General features: G+C 75.6%; 2 protein-coding genes. Both read left to right on the top strand.

The features are described 5' to 3' along the window. The first annotated feature begins 397 nt into the window (after positions 1 to 397). Positions 398 to 17686, top strand: coding sequence for a type I polyketide synthase (locus ACZ4U1_RS05440; RefSeq protein WP_467899832.1), 17289 nt, complete (start codon positions 398 to 400; stop codon positions 17684 to 17686). 34 nt (positions 17687 to 17720) lie between these two features. Next, positions 17721 to 21765 (top strand): type I polyketide synthase (locus ACZ4U1_RS05435; RefSeq protein WP_467899829.1); only part of this gene is annotated, 4045 nt, incomplete at its 3' end.

The following is a 21765-nucleotide window of genomic DNA, read 5'->3' as shown; positions in this document are numbered from 1 at the left end:
GTGGGCCCCTCCTTTCTCCCGTAGCAGGCCAGTAGTACGCCCGAAGTACGTCCGTACGCCCGAAGTACGTCCGCCCTTCCGACCACGTCCGGCGGTACGGCGGTCCTCCGCGCGACCTCGTGCGGAGGGCCGTGACCGCCCCGCTCCGGACCGGCCCTCCCGGCCGTCCGGGGCGGTGGGAACGGCCCCCGCCCCGGTGGCGGTGACCGGCCGCTCCCGCCCTTTTCCGGGCGCCTGTCCGCCGCGCGCACCGCCGTGGCGGAGGGATGTCTGCTCCCGTCGTTCCGGACGACGGCCGGCTGTCCACCGTCGTACAGCCGCTCGTGCCGCGTCCGGAGACCGCCCCCGACCCGCTGCTCCCGGTACCCGCTGCCGCCCTGTGGAAGGAGTCCGAGGCGTGCGTCCCGACCTGGTCACACCGCTTGCGGTCACGCTGCACGAGCACGCTCTCCACATCCCGGAGAAGGTCGCCTTCGCCGACGACCGGCGCGCGGTCACCTACGCGGAGCTGGAGGCGCGGACGCGGCGGCTCGCCGGACACCTCGTCCGCCTCGGGCTGCGCCGCGGCGACCGGGTGGCGCTCTGTCTCGGCAACTCCGTGGCCATGGTGGAGGGATACCTCGCGGTCGTGCGCGCCGGCGGCGTCGGTGTGCCGGTGAACCCGCGGTCCGCGCCCGCGGAGCTGGAGTATCTCCTCGCCGACAGCGGCGCGAGGTTCGTCCTCGCCGCGGCGAGCAGTGCAGTGACGTTTCTGCACGTCGTGTCGAGCACCGCCCCCGACACCACCGTCCTCGTGGCCGGCACCACCGACGTGCCACCGGGCGCCCACGCCTACGACGACCTCGCGGCCACCGACCCCGGCACACCCGCCCCCGACGACCTCGGCCTGGACGAGGTGGCCTGGATGTTCTACACATCCGGCACCACCGGACGCCCCAAGGGCGTGCTGTCCACCCAGCGCAACTGCCTCTGGTCGGTCGCCGCCAGCTACGTACCCATCCCGGACCTGCGCCAGGACGACCGGGTGGTGTGGCCGCTGCCCCTCTTCCACAGCCTGTCCCACATCGCCTGCCTGCTCTCCGTGACCTCCGTCGGGGCCACCGCCCGCATCACGGACGGCAGTTCCGCCGACGACGTGCTGGACCTCCTCCGCACCGAGCGGGCCACCTTCCTCGCCGGCGTCCCCACCACCTACCACCACCTCGTCGCCACCGCCCGCCACACCGGCCTCGCCCTGCCGCACCTGCGCATCGGACTCGTCGGCGGCGCCGTCACCGGCTCCGAGCTGCGCCGCTCCTTCGAGGAGACCTTCGGCGTCCCGCTGGTCGACGCCTACGGCTCCACCGAGACCTGCGGCGCGATCACCATGAACCCGCCGGACGGCGCCCGCGTCGAGGGCTCCTGCGGGCTGCCCGTCCCGGGCGTCGACGTCCGCATCGTCGACCCCGACACCGGTCAGGACATGCCCACCGGGCAGGAGGGCGAGGTCTGGGTCAGCGGCCCCAACGTCATGGTCGGCTACCACAACAGCCCCGAGGCGACCGAAGCCGCGCTGCGCGACGGCTGGTTCCGCACCGGCGACCTCGCCCGCCGCGACGAGGCCGGCTACTTCACCGTCTGCGGCCGGCTCAAGGACCTGATCATCCGCGGCGGCGAGAACATCCACCCCGACGAGGTCGAGGCGGTGCTGCGCACCGCCCCCGGGGTCGCCGACGCCGGCGTCGCCGGGGCCGCCCACGACACCCTGGGCGAGGTGCCCGTCGCCTGGCTGGTCCCCGGACCGGACGGCCTCGACATCGCCGCCCTGCTCGACCACTGCCGCGCCCGGCTGTCCGCGTACAAGATCCCCGAGCGGATCCACGAGGTCAGCGGCATCCCGCGCACCGCCTCCGGGAAGATCGTCCGCCGGCTCCTCACCGCCCAGCCGTACTGGCCCCGCCACACGGCCGACGGCCACCACGACGCCCTGCTGACCCCCGCGTGGCTCCCCGCTCCGGCGGGCACCGGCCACGGTGTACGCCCGGCCGCGTGTGCCGTGGTCGGGGAGGACACCGCCCGGCTGGTCGAAGCGCTGCGCGCGGCCGGGGTGCACGCGGAAGCCCACCCCGACCTGGTGTCCGCGGCGGGTACGGCTCCCGGCCTGACGGTGCTGTCGCCGCCGGCCGACCACGCCGAGCCCTTCGCCGAGGCCCGGCTCCTCACCGAACAGGTGACCAGCGGAAACGCCGCCGGACCGCTGGTGGTCCTCACCCGGAACGCCACACCCGTCGGCGCCGCGCTGTGGGCCGCCGTACGGTCGCTCCAGGCGGACGGGCACCAGGGGCTGACCGTGGTCGACCTCGACACCGACGGCCCGGACGCGGAGACGCTGCTCACCGCGGTCACCTCCGGCGAACCCCAACTCGCTGTGCGAGACGGCCGGTTGCTGGTGCCCCGACTGCTGCGCACCCCCGTGGACGGCCGGCCCCGCCCCGCCGCCGCCCTCACCGGCCCCGGAACCGTCGTCGTCACCGGAACCGACACGCCGGCCGGCGCCGCGCTCGCCCACCACCTCGCCGCCCTGCACCAGGCCACGGACCTGCTGCTCGTCCACGCCCCCGGCACGACCGACCGCACCGACCCGGACGCCTGGCCCGCCGGCACCCGCGTCCGCGGCGTCACCGCCGACGCGTCCGGCCTGAGCGAAGTCCTGGACGGCGTGGTGAGCCTGGCGGTGCACACCGCCGACGACCCCGCCCTGGCCCACGCCCTCGACGAACTCATCGGCGACACCGCCGAGTTCATCACCGTCACCGACGGCTCAGCGACCCTGGGCGCCCCCGGCGACCCGGACCGCGCGGTGCGCGGCGCCCTCACCGAGGCGGTCACGCACGCCCGCCGGCTGCGGGGGCCGGCCGCCCACCTCGTCTGGGCGGCGGGCGACGACACGACGCAACTCGCCGACCTTCTCGCCGCGTTCGACGTCCTGCTCGCCGGCCGGGCCCCGGCCCTCCTCGCCCCGCGCCCGGCCCTGCCCGACCCCGCCCGGCCGGTTCCCGCGATCCTCCGCGCCCTGACCGAGCCCGCCCCGCAGGCCCGCCCCGACGAAGCCGTCACCGCCGCCCTGCGCACGCGCCTGGCCGCCCTGGACGAGCGCGCCCAACTGGACCTGCTCGAACACCTGGTCCGCGCCCAGGCCGCCACCGTCCTGCACGGCCCCGACGCGGCCCCCCTCCCCGCCGACCGCGCCTTCCGTGACCTCGGCCTGACCTCGGTCGCCGTCGTCGCCCTGCGCGACCGCCTCACCGAGCACACCGGGCTGCGCCTGCCCACCACCGTCACCTTCGACCACCCGACCCCGCGGGAGCTGGCGGCCCACCTGCGCACCGCCGTCCTCGGCCTGGCCGGCACCCCCGCGAACCCCGGACAGCAGGCCTCGGACGCCGACCCGCAAGAACCCATCGCCATCGTCGGCATGGCCTGCCGCCTGCCCGGCGGCGTCAACAACCCCGGCGAGCTGTGGCAGTTGCTGGCCGAAGGCCGGGACGCCGTCGCGGACTTCCCCACCGACCGGGGCTGGGACCTCGACGGCCTGTTCGCCCCGGACCCGGACCGGCCCGGCACCTCCTACGTCGACCAGGGCGGCTTCCTGCCGGACGCCGGCCAGTTCGACGCCGGATTCTTCGGCATCTCGCCGCGCGAGGCGCTGGCGATGGACCCGCAGCAGCGGCTCCTGTTGGAAACCTCCTGGGAGGCCCTGGAGCGGGCCGGCATCGACCCCCGTGCGCTGAAGGGCACGGACGTCGGCGTGTTCGCCGGCGTCATGGGCCAGGGCTACGGCTCCGGGGGCGCGCTCCCCGCCGAACTCGAAGGCTTCGTCACCACCGGAACCGCGTCCAGCGTGGCCTCCGGCCGGGTCGCCTACGTCTTCGGCCTCGAAGGCCCCGCCGTCACCGTGGACACCGCCTGCTCCTCCTCCCTGGTCGCCCTCCACCTGGCCGCCCAGGCCCTGCGGCGCGGCGAGTGCTCCATGGCCCTGGCCGGCGGCGCCACGGTCATGGCCACCCCGGGCACCTTCGTGGAGTTCTCCCGGCAGCGCGCGCTGGCCGCCGACGGCCGCTGCAAGTCGTACGCGGACGCGGCCGACGGGACCGGCTGGGCCGAGGGCGCGGGCGTGCTCGTCCTGGAGCGGCTGTCCGAGGCCCGCCGCAACGGGCACCGGGTGCTGGCGGTGGTCCGGGGCAGCGCGATCAACCAGGACGGCGCCTCCAACGGCCTGACCGCCCCGAGCGGACCCGCCCAACAGCGCGTCATCCGCAGGGCCTTGGCCGACGCCGGGCTGACCCCGGCCGACGTCGACGCGGTGGAGGGACACGGCACCGGAACGACCCTCGGCGACCCGATCGAGGCCCAGGCCCTCCTCGCCACCTACGGCCAGGACCGTTCCGCGAACGCGCCGCTGTGGCTCGGCTCGTTGAAGTCCAACATCGGCCACACCCAGGCCGCCGCCGGTGTCGCCGGCGTCATCAAGATGGTCCAGGCGATGCGGCACGGCGTCCTGCCCGCCACCCTGCACGTCGACACCCCCTCCTCCCAGGTCGACTGGTCGGCCGGCGCCGTCGAACTGCTCACGGAGTCCCGTCAGTGGCCCGAGACCGGACGTCCGCGCCGGGCCGGTGTCTCCTCGTTCGGCGTGAGCGGCACGAACGCCCACGTGATCCTGGAGCAGGTGCCGGAGGAGCCCGTCGTTTCCCGCGAGCCGCACGACGGTGTGGTGCCGCTGGTGGTGTCGGCGGCGTCCGAGGGTTCGCTGGCGGGGCAGGCGGAGCGGCTGGCCCCGTTCGTCCGCGACACCGACGCGTCTGTGACGGACCTCGCGGGTGCTCTGGTGCGGCGGCGGGCGGTGCTGTCGGAGCGCGCCGTGGTGGTCGCCGGCTCGCGGGATGAGGCGGTCGCCGGGCTGAGCGCGCTGGCGCGAGGGGAGTCCGCGGCCGGTCTGGTCACCGGTGGTGCGGGTGCGGTGTCCGGGCGGACGGTGCTGGTGTTCCCGGGGCAGGGGTCGCAGTGGCTGGGGATGGGCCGGGAGTTGCTGGAGTCCTCGCCGGTGTTCGCGGAGCGGGTCGGGGAGTGTGCCCGGGCTCTGGGGCCGTGGGTGGACTGGGACTTGACGGCCGTTCTTCGGGGGGATGTCGACCTGCTGGGTCGGGTGGATGTCGTCCAGCCGGCGAGTTTCGCGGTGATGGTCGGTCTGGCGGCTGTGTGGGCGTCGGTGGGTGTGGTGCCGGATGCGGTGGTGGGTCACTCGCAGGGGGAGATCGCGGCCGCTTGTGTCGCCGGGGCGCTGTCCTTGGAGGACGCGGCGCGGATTGTCGCGGTTCGTAGTCAGGTGATCGCGGGGGAGTTGGCGGGCCGGGGCGGGATGGCGTCGGTGGCGCTGTCCGAGGCGGAGGCTTCCGCTCGTATTGCCGCCTGGGCTGGGCGGGTGGAGGTAGCGGCCGTCAACGGTCCGACGTCCGTGGTGATCGCCGGTGACGCCGAGGCGTTGGACGAGGCACTCGCCGCGCTGGAGGCCGACGGTGTCCGCGTCCGTCGCGTGGCGGTGGACTACGCTTCCCACACCCGCCATGTGGAGGCGATCGAGGGCGCGTTGGCGGATGCCTTCTCCGACATCCGCAGCCAGGCGCCGCTGGTGCCGTTCTTCTCCACGGTGACTGGTGAGTGGGTGCGTGAGGCGGGCGTCCTCGACGGCGGTTACTGGTACCGCAACCTGCGCAGTCAGGTCCGTTTCGGCCCGGCTGTCGAGGCCCTCCTCGCCGAGGGTCACACGGTGTTCATCGAGTCCAGTGCCCACCCGGTCCTGGTCCAGCCGGTCAGCGAGATCGTCGACGCCACGCGCGCGGACGCGGTGGTCACCGGGTCCCTGCGCCGCGAAGAGGGCGGCCTGCGGCGGCTGTTGACGTCGATGGCCGAGGTGTTCGTCCGGGGCGTGGCCGTCGGCTGGGCCGGTGTCCTGCCCGAGGGTGCCGGTGACACCCCTGTCGACCTGCCGACGTACGCCTTCGACCACCGCCACTACTGGCTGAAGCCCGCCCCCGCGGCGGACGCGGCCTCCCTCGGGCAGACCGGTAACGACCACCCTCTGCTCGGTGCGGTGGTCGGGCGGCCGGACTCCGGCGGGTTCATGACGACCTCGCGGTGGTCGCTGCGCTCGCAGCCGTGGCTGGGCGAGCATCTCGTCGGGGACGACGCGGTGCTGGTGCCGAACGCGGCCCTCGTGGAGCTGGCGGTCCGGCTCGGCGACGAGGCCGGCGTGCCGGTGGTGGCGGAGCTGACCGTCGACCGGTCCGTGGTCCTGCCGGTGCGCGGCGGGCGGGCCGTCCAGACCGTGGTGGGCGAGGCCGACGGCAGCGGACGGCGTACGGTCGAGGTGTACTCGCGCCCGGACGACTCCGCCCCGGACGCCGCCTGGACGCGGCACGCGCACGGCACGCTCGCGCCCGCCGCCCCGGCGGAGGCGGACGGTGACCGGCCGGCCGGCGGGCCCGGCGTCGAGGTGGCCCTCGGCGAGACCGCCGGGGACGCCGACCGGTACGGCGTACACCCCACGCTGCTCGACGCGGCCGTGCGGACGGCACTGCCCGCCGGGAGCCTCGCGGTCACCTGGCGCGGGGTCAGCCTGCTGGCTTCCGGGGCGACCGCCGTCACCGTGCGGTCGGCGGGGGCGGCCGGTGAGGGCACCCGGCTCGCTCTGACCGACCCGGCCGGGCGGCCCGTGCTGACCGTCGACGCGGTGCTGTCCGAACCGTTCGACCCGGCGCGCGCCGGACTCGCCGAGGCGCTCACCCACGACACGCTGTTCCGCGTCGACTGGGCGGAGCTGTCCCTGCCGGCGGGTGACGGTACGCCGTCCGTCGTCACCGTACGGACCGCCCGCGACGTCGGCGCCGGGGCGGCGGACGCGGACGTCCTGCTGTACGGCGTCGACGCGGCGGTGACCGATCCGCGTACGGCCCTGACCGCCGCGCTCGCGGTCCTCCAGGCGTGGCTGGCCGAACCCGCGCTGGAGCGGACCCGGTTGGTCGTGACGGCCGGCGCGGACGGTACCGACCTCGCCACGGCCGCCGTGCGGGGGCTGCTGCGGTCCGCGCAGTCCGAGCATCCCGGCCGGATCGTGCTGGTCGAGTACGACGGGCTGGGAGAGCTGGGAGAGGGGCAGGAGGCCGACGCGGCGGTGCGGGCCGCGCTGCCCGGACTGCTGGCCTCCGGTGAACCGGTGATACGCCTGAGGGCCGCGGGCGCTGACGTGCCACGGCTGGTACGGGCCGAGGTTCCGGCGGGGGAGGGCGGCACCCCGCGGCCGGGCCGGGCCCTCGATCCGGACGGGACCGTGCTGATCACCGGCGGTACCGGCACGCTCGGCGCGCTGACCGCCCGGCACCTGGTCACCGAGCACGGCGTCCGCCGTCTGCTGCTGCTCAGCCGGCGCGGCCCCGAGGCGGACGGCGCGGCCGCGCTGTGCGAGGAACTGACCGCGCTCGGCGCCACCGTCACCATCGTCGCCTGCGACACCGGCGACCGGGACCGGCTCGAGGCCGTCCTGGACGCCGTACCCGCCGGCCACCCGCTGACCGCCGTCCTGCACACCGCCGGTGTCCTGGACGACGGCGTGGTCACCGCGCTCACCCCGGAGCGCGTCGACACCGTACTGCGGCCCAAACTGGACGCGGCCCTGCTGCTCGACGAGCTGACGCGGGAGTGCGACCTCGCGGCGTTCATCCTGTTCTCCTCGGCCGCCAACGTCTTCGGCAACCCGGGCCAGGCCAACTACGCCGCCGCCAACGCCGCCCTGGACGCGCTCGCCCGGCGCCGCCGTGAACAGGGGCTGCCCGGCATCTCGCTGGCCTGGGGCTACTGGGAGCGGACCAGCGGCATGACCGGGCACCTCGGCGCCGCCGACCTGCACCGCAACCGGCGGCTCGGCATGGCCGCGCTGTCCGAGGCCGAGGGCATGGCCCTGCTGGACCTCGCCCTGCGCCCCGGCAGCGCGCTGCCCGCCGCCCCCGTGGCCGCCAAACTGGACCTGCCCGCCCTGCGCGCGGCGGCCCGTACGGCGCCCGTGGCACCCCTGCTGCGGGGCCTCGCGCCCACGCCGCGCTCGCTGGCCCGCGCCGCCGGCACCGGTGACCACGGCGGCCTGCGCGACCGGGTGGCCGCGCTGGACCCGGCGGCCCAGCTGGCCCTGCTACTGGAACTGGTCCGGCGCAACGCCGCCGGCGTGCTCGGCCACGGCAGCGCAGACGCCGTCCGCGCCGACCGGGCCTTCAAGGACGCCGGGTTCGACTCGCTGACCGCGGTGGAGCTGCGCAACCGGCTGGCGACCGCCACCGGTCTCACCCTGCCCTCGGCCGTCGTCTTCGACTACCCCAAGCCGACCGCGCTCGCCGAGCACCTGCGCGCCCGGCTCGTCGGTGACACCCGTCCCGCCGCCCCCGCCGCCTCGGCCGCTCCGGCCACCGCGTCCGACGAGCCGATCGCGATCGTCGCCATGGCCTGCCGCTTCCCGGCGGGCGTGCACAGCCCGGAGGACCTGTGGCGGGTCGTGGCCGACGGGGTCGACGCCGTCACCGAGTTCCCCGCCGACCGGGGCTGGGACATCGACCGGCTCTACGACGCCGATCCCGACAAGGCCGGCACGACCTACGTGCGGCACGGCGCGTTCCTCGACGACGCGCCCGGATTCGACGCCGCCTTCTTCGGTATCTCCCCGAACGAAGCCCTCGCCATGGACCCGCAGCAGCGGCTGCTGCTGGAGACGTCCTGGGAGGCGTTCGAACGCGCCGCGATCGACCCCACCGGGCTGGGCGGCCGGGACATCGGCGTCTTCGTCGGCGTCAACAGCCACGACTACACCGTGCGGATGCACCACGCGACCGACGCCGAGGGCTTCCGGCTCACCGGCGGCTCCGGCAGCGTCGTGTCGGGCCGGGTCGCCTACCACTTCGGGTTCGAGGGCCCGGCCGTCACGATCGACACCGCCTGCTCCTCCTCCCTGGTCGCCCTGCACCTCGCCGCCCAGGCGCTGCGCAACGGGGAGTGCTCCATGGCGCTCGCCGGCGGTGTGATGGTGATGGGCAACGTGGAGACGTTCATCGAGTTCTCCCGGCAGCGCGGGCTGGCCCCCGACGGACGGTGCAAGGCGTTCGCGGACGGCGCGGACGGCACCGGCTGGTCCGAGGGCGTGGGCGTGCTGCTGGTCGAGCGGCTGTCCGAGGCGCAGCGGCAGGGACACCAGGTCCTCGCCGTCATCCGGGGCAGCGCGGTCAACCAGGACGGCGCGTCCAACGGCCTCACCGCCCCCAACGGGCCCTCACAGCAGCGGGTCATCCGCAGGGCGCTCGCGAACGCCGGGCTGACCACGGCGGACGTGGACGCGGTGGAGGCGCACGGCACGGGCACCGTCCTCGGTGACCCGATCGAGGCCCAGGCCCTGCTCGCCACCTACGGCCAGGACCGCGAGGAGCCGCTCTGGATCGGGTCGGTGAAGTCCAACCTCGGGCACACCCAGGCCGCCGCCGGTGTCGCCGGCGTCATCAAGATGGTCATGGCGATGCGGCACGGCCTGCTGCCCCGCACCCTGCACGTGGACCGGCCGTCCCGCCACGTGGACTGGTCGGCGGGCGCGGTCGAGGTGCTCACCGAGTCCCGCACCTGGCCGGAGACCGGCCGCCCGCGCCGCGCCGGCGTCTCCGCCTTCGGTATCGGCGGCACCAACGCCCACCTGGTCCTGGAACAGGCACCGGCGACGGAGCGGGCATCTTCGGCCGAGCGGGCATCCGCAGGCGGAGCGGCATCAGCGGCCGGAGCGGCATCCGCGGCCGGGCAGGCGCTCGTGGCCGAGTCGGCGTCCGTGGCCGGGCAGGTACTCGCGGGCCCGCACGCACTCGCGGGCGAGCCGGCATCCGCGGCCGGAGCGACGTCCGTGGCCGGGCAGGCTCTGGCGGGCGAGCCGGCATCCGCAGGCGAGCCGGCATCCGCGGCCGGACCGGCATCCGCGGGCGGGCAGGTAGACGTGGCCGGGCAGGCGCTCGTGGCCGAGTCGGCGTCCGTGACCGGCCAGGCACTCGCGGGCAAGCAGGCAGTCGCCGGAGCGCCGGCATCCGCAGCCGGAGCGGCATCAGCGGCCGGAGCGGCATCCGCGGCCAGTCAGACACTCGCGGGCCAGCACGCACTTGCGGGCAAGTCGGCGCTCGCGGGTGAGTCGGCGGGTGGTGAGGGGGCGGGCGTCGTCGACCGGGCCTCGCTCCTTCCCTTCCCCCTCTCCGCCCGTACCGCCGCCGGGCTGCGGGGGCAGGCCGGGCGGCTCGCGGACTGGGTGGCGGAGCGGGCCGGTACGCCGCTCGTGGCCACCGCGCACGCGCTCGGCACCGCCCGCGCCCACCTCGACCACCGCGCCGTCGTCCTGGCCGCCGACCGGCAGCGGCTCACCGACGCCCTGCGCGCGCTCGCCGAAGGCGCCGCCGGCGCGGACACGGTCACCGGCGGCCCGGTCGACGGCAAGCTCGCCTTCCTGTTCACCGGACAGGGCAGCCAGTGGGCCGGCATGGGCCGCGAACTCGCCGCCGCCCACCCCGTGTTCCGCGACGCGTTCGACGCCGCCTGCACCGCCGTGGAACGGCACCTGGACGACCTCGAACACACCCTGAAGGACGTGGTGTTCGCCGAACCCGGCACCGAACAGGCAGCCCTGCTCGACCAGACGCTCTACACCCAGGCCGCCCTGTTCGCCCTGGAGACCGCGCTGTTCCGGCTGTTCGCCTCCTGGGGCGTACGGCCCGACCTGCTCGCGGGCCACTCGGTCGGCGAGATCGCCGCAGCGCACGCCGCCGGCATCCTGGACCTGGCGGACGCCGGGGAACTGGTCGCGGCGCGCGGCCGGTTGATGCAGGCCCTGCCCGAGGGCGGGGCGATGATCGCCGTCGAGGCGACCGAGGCCGAGGTGGCCCCGCTGCTCGCCGAGGCACCGGGCACCGTCGGGATCGCGGCGGTCAACGGGCCGCGGGCGCTGGTCCTGTCCGGCGCCGAGGACGCCGTACTCGGCGTCGCCGCACGCCTCGCCCAGGACGGCCACCGCACCCGCCGGCTGACCGTCAGCCACGCCTTCCACTCCGCGCTGATGGAGCCGATGCTCGACGAACTGCGCGCCGTGGCCGCCCGCCTCCGCTACCGGCCGGGCACCCTCCCCGTCGTCTCCACGCTCACCGGCGCCCTCGCCGAGGACGGGCTGCTCGCCACCCCCGCATACTGGGTGGACCAGGCCCGGCACGCCGTGCGGTTCGCCGACGCCGTCACCACCCTGCGCGACCAAGGCGCCGTCACCCACCTGGAGCTGGGACCCGGCGGCGTGCTCAGCGCCATGGCCCTCGGCACGCTCGGGCCGGACACCCGCGGCTGCGTCACCACGCTGCGCCGGGACACCTCCGAGGACACCGCCGTGTCCACCGCGCTCGCCGAACTGCACGTACGGGGCGTGCCGGTCGACTGGACCGCCGTCCTCGGCCGTCCGGACCGGGCCGTCGGCCCCGACCTGCCCACCTACGCCTTCCAGCACCAGCGGTACTGGGTGGAGGGCGGCACCGCCACCGACGCGGAGGCGCTGGGCGCCCGGTCCGCCGGCCACCCGCTGCTGGGCGGCGTCGTGGAGGTCCCCGGGGAGCACGGCGGCACCGGCGTCGTCCTCACCGGCCGGCTCTCCCGGCGCAGCCCCGGCCTGCACGTCGGCGGGGCAGGGACCGTACAGGCCGGCGTCCTGCTGGAGCTGCTGGTCCGGGCCGGCGACGAGACCGGCGGCGGCACGGTCGAGCGGATCACCGTCGACGCGCCCCTCGCCGTCCCCGCCCACGGTGACGTCCAGCTCCGCGTCTTCGTGGACGCGCCCGGACCCGACGGGGTGCGCGCGGTCACCGTGCACAGCCGGCCGGCCGGACACGAGGGCGAACCATGGCTGCGGCACGCCCGCGCCACCCTGACGCCCGGCGTCCCCGAGCACGCCTTCGACCTGCGCACCTGGCCGGACGAGCCCGCCGAGGCCGGCGCCCCGGCCGGGGTGGGCGGTGTGTGGCGGCAGGACGGACGGACCCTCGCCGACATCGCACTGCCCGCCGAACTCACCGGCCAGGCCGACGCGTTCACCCTGCATCCGGTGCTCCTCGACGCCGCCCTGCGGACAGCCGCCGATGACGCCGCCGTCGCCCTGACCGAGTGCGCCACCCTCGCCGTGTACGCGGTCGGCGCCACCGAGCTGCGGGCACGCGTCACCCCGGACGCCGACGGCCGGCACCTGGTGGAGCTGGCCGACCCCGACGGCCGGCCCGTGGCCCTGCTCGGCCCGGTGACGCTGACGACCACCGAAGCGGCCGTACCGGAAGCCGTCGTACCGGAAGCCGCCGTACCCGAGGACACCGTCCGCGAAGCTCCCGTACCCCAAGCCGCCCCCGCCCGCCGTGTCATCCGCCGCACCCCGGCCGCCGACGGCAACGAGCTGGCCGCCCGGCTGGCCGGGCTCGCCGACGCCGAACAGCGCCGGGTCCTGCTGGACCTGGTCCGGGAGAGCACCGCGGTCGTCCTCGGCCACCGGGACACGGACGACTTCGACGAGGGGCAGCCGTTCAAGAACCTCGGCTTCGACTCGCTGACCGCCGTCAAACTCCGCAACCGGCTGCACGACTTCACCGGCGTCGGCCTGCCCAGCAGCCTGGTCTTCGACCACCCGACGCCGGCCCTGCTCGCCGACCACCTGCGCGGCGAACTCCTCGGCACCCACCCGGAGACCCCCGCTCCCGTCCGGCGCGCCACCGCGGACCCGGACGAGCCGATCGCCATCATCGCCATGAGCAGCAGGCTGCCCGGCGGCGTCAACAGCCCCGAGGACCTGTGGCAGTTGGTCATGGACGGACGCGACGCCATCTCCGGCTTCCCCACCGACCGTGACTGGGACATCGACCGGCTCTACCACCCCGACCCGGCCCACCCGGGCACCAGCTACACCCGGGCGGGCGGCTTCCTGCACGACGCCGCACGGTTCGACGCCCAGCTCTTCGGCATCTCACCGCGCGAGGCGCTGGCCATGGACCCGCAGCAGCGACTGCTGCTGGAGACCTCCTGGGAGGCCATGGAACGGGCCGGCATCGACCCGCTGTCCGCCCGCGGCCAGGACATCGGGGTGTTCACCGGCATCGTCCACCACGACTACGTAACCCGGCTGCGCCAGGTCCCCGAGGACGTCCAGGGCTACACGATGACCGGTACGGCCGCGAGCGTGGCCTCGGGCCGGGTGTCGTACGTCTTCGGCTTCGAGGGCCCGGCGGTCACCGTCGACACCGCCTGCTCCTCCTCCCTGGTCGCCATGCACCTGGCCGCCCAGGCCCTGCGGGGCGGCGAGTGCTCCCTCGCGCTCGCCGGGGGCGCCACCGTCATGGCCACCCCGGACGCCTTCCTGGAGTTCTCCCGGCAGCGCGGCCTGTCCGCCGACGGCCGCTGCAAGGCGTACTCGTCCACCGCGGACGGCACCGGCTGGGCCGAGGGCGTCGGCGTGGTCCTGCTGGAGCGGCTGTCCGAGGCGCGGCGCAACGGCCACCGGGTGCTGGCGGTGCTGCGCGGCAGCGCGGTCAACCAGGACGGCGCCTCCAACGGCCTGACCGCCCCCAACGGACCCTCCCAGCAGCGGGTGATCCGCAGCGCGCTGGCCTCCGCCGGGCTGAACCCGGCCGACGTGGACGTGGTGGAGGGCCACGGCACCGGCACCGTCCTCGGCGACCCGATCGAGGTCCAGGCGCTGCTCGCCACCTACGGCCAGGACCGTTCGGCGGACGCGCCGCTGTGGCTCGGCTCGGTGAAGTCGAACATCGGGCACACACAGGCCGCCGCCGGCGTCGCCGGGGTGATCAAGATGGTGGAGGCGATGCGGCACGGCGTCCTTCCGCCCACCCTGAACGTCACCGAGCCCACCCCGCAGGTGGACTGGTCGGCGGGCGCGGTCGAACTGCTCACCGAGGCCCGCGAGTGGACCCGCACCGGCCGGCCGCGCCGGGCCGCCGTCTCCTCGTTCGGCGCGAGCGGCACCAACGCGCACGTCATCCTGGAGGAGGCGCCCGACACCGAGCCGGTCACCCGGCCGACGGTCCCCGCCGGCGTCGTACCGCTGGTGGTGTCGGCCCGCAGCACGGCCGCCCTCGCCGCCCAGGCCGGGCGCCTGGCGGCGTTCGTCACCGGCACCCAAGCCGCCCCGGCCGAGGTCGCGGGGGCCCTCGTCGCCCGGCGGGCCCTGCTGTCCGAGCGGGCCGTGGTCGTCGCCGGGTCGCGCGACGAGGCACTGGCCGGGCTGGGCGCGCTGGGCCGGGGCGAGAGCAGCCCCCTCGTCGTGACCGGAACCGTCGCCGGCTCCGGCGGCCCCGGCAGGACCGTGCTCGTCTTCCCCGGCCAGGGTTCGCAGTGGCCGGGCATGGGCCGGGCGCTGCTGGAGACCTCCCCGGTGTTCGCCGAGCGGATCGAGGAGTGCGCCCGGGCCCTGGAGCCCTGGGTGGACTGGGACCTGACGGCCGTCCTGCGCGGGGACGCCGACCTGCTGGCCCGGGTGGACGTCGTCCAGCCGGCGAGCTTCGCCGTGAACGTCGCCCTGGCGGCCGTCTGGGCGTCCGTGGGCGTCGTACCGGACGCGGTGGTCGGTCACTCGCAGGGCGAGATCGCGGCCGCCTGTGTCGCCGGGGCGCTGTCCTTGGAGGACGCCGCGCAGATCGTGGCCGTACGCAGCCAGGTGATCGCCGGTGAGCTGGCGGGCCGGGGCGGGATGGCGTCGGTGGCGCTGTCCGAGACCGAGGCCGCCGCTCGCATCGCCGCGTGGGACGGGCGCGTCGAGGTCGCCGCCGTCAACGGGCCGTCGTCGGTCGTGGTCGCCGGTGACGCCGAGGCCCTGGACGAGGCGCTCGCCGCGCTGGAGGCCGACGGCGTCCGCGTGCGCCGGGTCGCCGTGGACTACGCCTCCCACACCCGGCACGTCGAGGCGATCGAAGGGGCGTTGGGCAAGGCGTTCGCCGACATCCGCAGCCAGGCACCGCTGGTGCCGTTCCTCTCCACGGTCACCGGCGACTGGGTGCGCGAGGCGGGCGTGCTCGACGGCGACTACTGGTACCGGAACCTGCGCGGCCAGGTCCGCTTCGGCCCGGCCGTGGCCTCGCTGCTGGCCCAGGGACACACGGTGTTCGTCGAGTCCAGCGCCCACCCCGTCCTCCTCCAGCCCGTGAACGAGGTCTTCGACGAGGCCGCCGACGACAAGGTCAGGCTCCGTGCCGTCGCCGCCGGGTCCCTGCGGCGCGAAGAAGGCGGCCTACGGCGGCTGCTCGCGTCGATGGCCGAGCTGTTCGTCCGGGGTGTGGCCGTGGACTGGACGGGCGTCCTGCCCGCCGGAGCGCGGGACGCCGACGTGGACCTGCCGACGTACGCCTTCGACCGGCAGCACTTCTGGCTGCGGGAGGCGGACTCCGGCACGGACCGCGCCCCCGCCGCCGAGGGCCCCGAGACCGACTTCTGGACCGCCGTCGAACAGGCCGACGCCGACTCCCTCGCCCGGCTGCTCGACCTGGCCGCCGCCGACCAGCGCGAGGCGCTGCGCACCGTCGTACCCGTGCTGGCCGACTGGCGCGGCCGGCGGCGCGAGCGGTCGGCGGCCGAGAAACTGCGCTACCACGTCACCTGGCGACCCCTCGACCAGGAGGGCACCGGCGTCCCCGGCGGCACCTGGCTGGCCGTCGTACCGGCCGCCCGGCCGGCCGACTCGCCGCTGGAGGAACTGCTGCGGGAACTCACCGCACAGGGACTCGACCTCCTCCCCCTGGAGGTCACCGCGGCCGACACCGACCGCGCCCGGCTCGGCGAGCGCCTGTCGGCCGCTCTCGCCGACCACGACGTGACCGGCGTACTCTCGCTGCTCGCCCTCGCACCCGGCGACGAGAACGGCCCGCAGGACCCGGTCCCGCTGACCGCGGCCACCCTCGCCCTGGTGCAGGCGCTCGGCGACATCGGAGCCGCACAGCCGCTGTGGTGCCTGACCCGGGGCGCGGTCAACACCGGTGTCCAGGACACCGTCACGGCCCCGGCCCAGGCGGCCGTCTGGGGCATCGGCCGGGCCGCCGCCCTGGAGCGCGGCGACCGCTGGGGCGGGCTGATCGACCTGCCCGCCACCCTCGACACCCGCGCCGTCCGCCATCTGCTCGGCGCGCTCGACCACCCCGGCGACGACGACCAGCTGGCCGTACGCCGGTCCGGAGTGCACACCCGAAGGCTGCTCCGCAAGACCGCCCCCGACCCGGCCGCCGGCTCCGGCTGGCAGCCGGCCGGCACCGTCCTGGTGACCGGCGGCGCCGAGGGCCTCGGCCGGCACGCCTCCCTGTGGCTCGCCCGGTCCGGCGCCCGGCGCCTCCTCGTCACCACCACGGCCGGCGCACCCGACGGCGCGCTCGACGCGCTCACCGCCGAAGTCGCCGCGCTCGGCACCGGCACCACCGTCGAGAGCTGCGCCGACACCGACCGGGCCGCCATCGAGCGGCTGCTCGCCGAGACCCCCGGCGACCAGCCCCTCACCGCCGTCGTGCACACCGCCGACATCGCCCGCACCAGCACCGTCGACGACACCGGCGTACCCGAACTCACCGAGGTGTTCACCGCCAAGGTCGACACCGCCCGCTGGCTCGCCGAACGGTTCGCCGACACCCCCCTCGACGCGTTCGTGGTGTTCTCCTCGATCGCCGGCATCTGGGGCGGCGGCGGGCAGGGACCGTCCGGCGCGGCCAACGCCGTCCTCGACGCCCTCGTGGAGTGGCGGCGCGGCCACGGACACACGGCCACCGCGATCGCCTGGGGCGCCCTGGACGAGACCGGCGTCGGCATGGACGAGGACACCCTCACCCAGCTGCGCCGGCGCGGTGTCCTGCCGATGGCCCCGCAGATCGCCCTCACCGCCCTCGAACAGGCCGTCCAGGCCCAGGAGAAGGCCGTCACGGTGGTCGACATGGACTGGGGCGCCTTCATCCCGGCGTTCACCTCCGTCCGGCCCAGCCCGCTCTTCGCCGACCTGCCCGAGGCACGGGAAGCGCTGCGGGCCACCCAGCCGGACACCGAGAACGGCGACACCACCGCCGGCCTCGTGGACTCCCTGCGCGACGTGCCCGAGGCCGAGCAGAACCGCATCCTGCTCCGGCTGGTGTGCGGACACGCCGCCACGGTCCTCGGGCACAGCGGCGCCGAGAGCATCGGGCCCCTCCAGGCCTTCCAGGAGGTCGGCTTCGACTCGCTCGCCGCCGTCAACCTGCGCAACAGCCTCCATGTGGCGACCGGCCTCAGGCTGCCCGCCACCCTCATCTTCGACTACCCCACGCCGGACGCCCTCGTCGGCTACCTGCGCTCCGAACTGATCCGGGACGCGGACGACGGGCTCGACGGGCGGGAGGACGACCTCAGGCGGGCCCTCGCCACCGTCCCCCTCGCCCGGTTCAGGGACGCCGGCGTCCTGGACACCCTGCTCGGCCTCGTGGACACCGAGGACGCCCCGGCGTCCCGGACGCCCGAAGGGGCGGCCCCGGCCGAGGACGACGAGACCCTGATCGACGCCATGGACGTTGCCGATCTCGTGCAGCGTGCTCTGGGCAGGACGAGCTGACCCCATGACAGCGGACGCACCACGGAGGACGGATATGTCGGGCCCGGACGACCAGATCGTCAACGCGCTGCGCGCCTCCCTCAAGGAGAACGCGCGCCTGCAGCAGGAGAACACCAAACTCGCGGCGGCCGTTGCCGAGCCCATCGCCATCGTCTCCATGGCCTGCCGGTACGCGGGGGGCATCCGCACCCCCGAGGACCTGTGGCGGGTGGTGACCGACGGCACCGACGTCTACACGACGTTCCCGGAGGACCGCGGCTGGGACCTGGAGGGCCTCTACCACCCCGACCCGGACCACCCCGGCACGACGTACGTCCGCGAGGGCGCCTTCCTGCACGACGCCGGCGAGTTCGACGCCGCGTTCTTCGGCATCTCGCCGCGCGAGGCCCTCGCCATGGACCCGCAGCAGCGCCAGCTCCTCGAAGTGTCCTGGGAGACCCTGGAACGCGCCGGCATCGACCCGCACTCGGTGCGCGGCAGCGACACCGGCGTCTTCGCCGGCATCGTCCACCAGGACTACGCCCCCGACCTCAGCGGCCACGAGGGCTTCCTCAGCCTGGAGCGGGCCCTCGGCACCGCGGGCGGCGTCGCCTCCGGCCGCGTCGCCTACACCCTGGGCCTCGAGGGGCCCGCGGTCACCGTCGACACCATGTGCTCCTCCTCCCTGGTCGCCATCCACCTCGCCATGCAGGCGCTGCGCCGCGGCGAGTGCTCCATGGCGCTCGCCGGCGGCTCCACCGTGATGTCCACGCCCGGCGGCTTCGTCGGCTTCGCCCGCCAGCGCGGCCTCGCCTTCGACGGCCGCTGCAAGTCCTACGCCGCCGCCGCCGACGGCTCCAGCTGGGCCGAGGGCGTCGGTGTCGTCCTCCTCGAGACGCTGTCCCAGGCCCGCGAGCGCGGCCACCGCGTCCTCGCCGTCATCCGCGGCTCCGCCGTCAACCAGGACGGCGCCTCCAACGGCCTCACCGCCCCCAACGGCCCCTCCCAGCAGCGCGTCATCCGCAAGGCCCTGGCCGGCGCCGGACTGACCACCGCCGACGTCGACATGGTCGAGGGCCACGGCACCGGCACCGTCCTCGGCGACCCCATCGAGGCCCAGGCCATCCTCGCCACCTACGGCCAGGACCGCCCCGCCGGACAGCCGCTGCGGCTGGGCTCCGTCAAGTCCGTCATCGGCCACACCCAGGCCGCCTCCGGTGTCGCCGGCGTCATCAACATGGTCCAGGCACTGCGCCACGGCCTGATGCCGGCCACCCGGCACATCGACGCCCCCACCCCGCAGGTCGACTGGTCCTCCGGAGCCGTCGAACTGCTCACCGAGGCACAGCAGTGGCCCGACACCGGGCGTCCGCGCCGCGCCGGCGTGTCCTCGTTCGGCGCCAGCGGCACCAACGCCCACCTGATCCTGGAACAGGCCCCCGAGGAACCCGCCGCCCCCCGCGAGCCGTACGACGGTGTGCTGCCGCTGGTCGTGTCCGCCGCCTCCGCCGCCTCCCTCACCGGCCAGGCCGGCCGTCTCGCCTCCTTCCTGGACAGCGCCCCGGACACCCCGCTCGCGGACATCGCCGGCACCCTCGCCACCCGGCGCGCCGTCCTCGGCGAACGCGCGGTCGTCGTCGCGGAATCCCACGACGAGGCCCTGGCGGCGCTCACCGCCCTCGCCCGCGACGAACAGGCACCCGGCACCGTCCGCGGCGCCGCCACCGCGGCCGGCGCCGGCAAGACCGTCCTGGTCTTCCCCGGACAGGGCACCCAGTGGATCGGCATGGGCCGCGAACTCCTCGACAGCTCACCGGTGTTCGCCGCCCGCATCGAGGAGTGCGCCCAGGCCCTGGAACGCTGGGTCGACTGGGACCTGAAGGCCGTCCTGCGCGGCGAGGCCGACACCGGCCTGCTGACCCGCGTGGACGTCGTCCAGCCCGCGAGCTTCGCCGTGGCCGTCGGCCTGGCCGCCGTCTGGGCCTCCGCCGGCGTCGTACCGGACGCGGTGGTCGGCCATTCCCAGGGCGAGATCGCCGCCGCCTGCGTGGCCGGCGCGCTCACCCTGGACGACGCCGCCCGCATCGTCGCCGTCCGCAGCCAGGTCATCCGCGGCCGGCTCGCCGGGCTCGGCGGCATGGCGTCCGTCGCGCTCACCGAGGACGACGTCACCGCCCGGTTGGAGCGCTGGGCCGGCCGGGTCGAGGTCGCCGCCGTCAACGGGCCCGCCTCGGTCGTGATCGCCGGCGACGCCGAGGCCCTCGACGAGGTCCTGGACACCCTGGAGGACCAGGGCGTGCGGGTGCGCCGCATCGCCGTGGACTACGCCTCGCACAGCCGCCATGTCCAGGCCGTCCAGGAAGCTCTCACCGAGGCCTTCGCGGACATCCGCGGCCAGGCACCGGCGGTCCCCTTCCTGTCCACCGTGACGGGCGATTGGGTCCGCGAGGCCGGCGTCCTCGACGGCGGCTACTGGTACCGCAACCTCCGTCAGCAGGTCCGCTTCGGCCCCGCCGTCGCCACCCTCCTCGCCGAGGGCCACACGGTGTTCGTGGAGTCCAGCGCCCACCCCGTCCTCGTCCAGCCCGTCACCGAGATCGCCGACGCCACGGACGGCGTCGACGCCGTGGTCACCGGCTCCCTGCGCCGCGACGACGGCGGCCTGCGCCGGCTCCTCACCTCCCTGGCCGAGGTCTTCACGGCCGGTGCCGCCGTCGACTGGCAGGGCATCCTCCCCGAGGCCGCCCGCACCGCCCGCACCGACCTGCCGACGTACGCCTTCGACCACCGCCACTACTGGCTCCAGCTCACCGCGAACGGCGGTGACGCCGCCTCCCTCGGCGTCACCGGCAGCGACCACCCGCTGCTCGGCGCCGTCGTCCATCTGCCCCAGACCGACGGACTGGTCTTCACCTCCCGGCTCTCCCTGCGCACCCACCCCTGGCTCGCCGACCACGCCATGCAGGGCGTCGTCATCGTCCCCGGCACCGTCTACGTCGACCTCGCCGTCCGCGCCGGCGACGAGTTCGGCTGCGGCACCCTCGAAGAACTCGTCATCGAAGCCCCCCTCGTCCTGCCCGCACAGGGCGCCGTCCGCGTCCAGGTCGCCGTCGGCGGCGCCACCCCGAACGGCTCCCGCACCGTCGACGTCTACTCGCTGCGCGAGGACGCCACCGACGACGACGGCCACGGAGAGTGGACCCGGCACGCCACCGGCCTGCTGTCCGGCAGCCCCGCGCAGTTCACCACGCCCGCCGTCGACTACGCCGCCTGGCCGCCGCCCGGCGCCGAACCCGTCGGCATCGACGACTTCTACGCCGACCTCGTCGCCCGCGGCTACTCCTACGGCCCCGCCTTCCAGGGCCTGCGCGGCGTGTGGCGGCGCGGCGACGAACTCTTCGCCGAGGCCGCCCTGCCGCAGGACCACCGGGAGAACGCCGACAGGTTCGCCATCCACCCGGCCCTCCTCGACGCCGCCCTGCACACCAACGCCTTCGCCAACCCCGACGACGACCGCAACGTCCTGCCGTTCGCCTGGAACGGACTCGTCCTGCACGCCGAGGGCGCCACCGCCCTCCGCGTCCGGGTCGCGCCCGCCGGCCCCGACGCCCTCTCCTTCCAGGCCGCCGACGAGACCGGCGCCCTCGTCCTCACCATGGACTCCCTGGTCTCCCTGCCGGTCTCCGCCGAGCAGCTCGGCGCCGCCGCCGGCACCGACCGGGACGCCCTGTTCGCCGTCGACTGGGTACAGCTGCCCGCCGCCGAAGGCGTGACCACCGCGCCCACCTGGGTGCCCGTCACGGACGCCGACGACGTCACCGCGCTCACCGCCCGCGAGACCGCCCCCGCCGCCGCGATCCTCGACGCCTACAGCGACGGCGCCGACGCCCAGACCCTGACGAGTCGTGTCCTGAGCGTCCTCCAGGCCTGGCTCGCCACCCCCGGACCGGAGGCCGCCCGGCTCGTGGTGGCCACCCGGGGCGCGGTCGCCGCCGGCGGCGACACCGCCGTCCCCGCCCCCGCCCGCGCCGCCGCCTTGGGGCTCTTCCCCCCCCCCCCCGCCCAAAACCCCAACCAAGTGGCCCCAGCCGCCACCGACC

The organism is Streptomyces sp. NPDC028928 (assembly GCF_055564915.1).
This window is presented reverse-complemented; position numbering and strand designations above follow the sequence as displayed.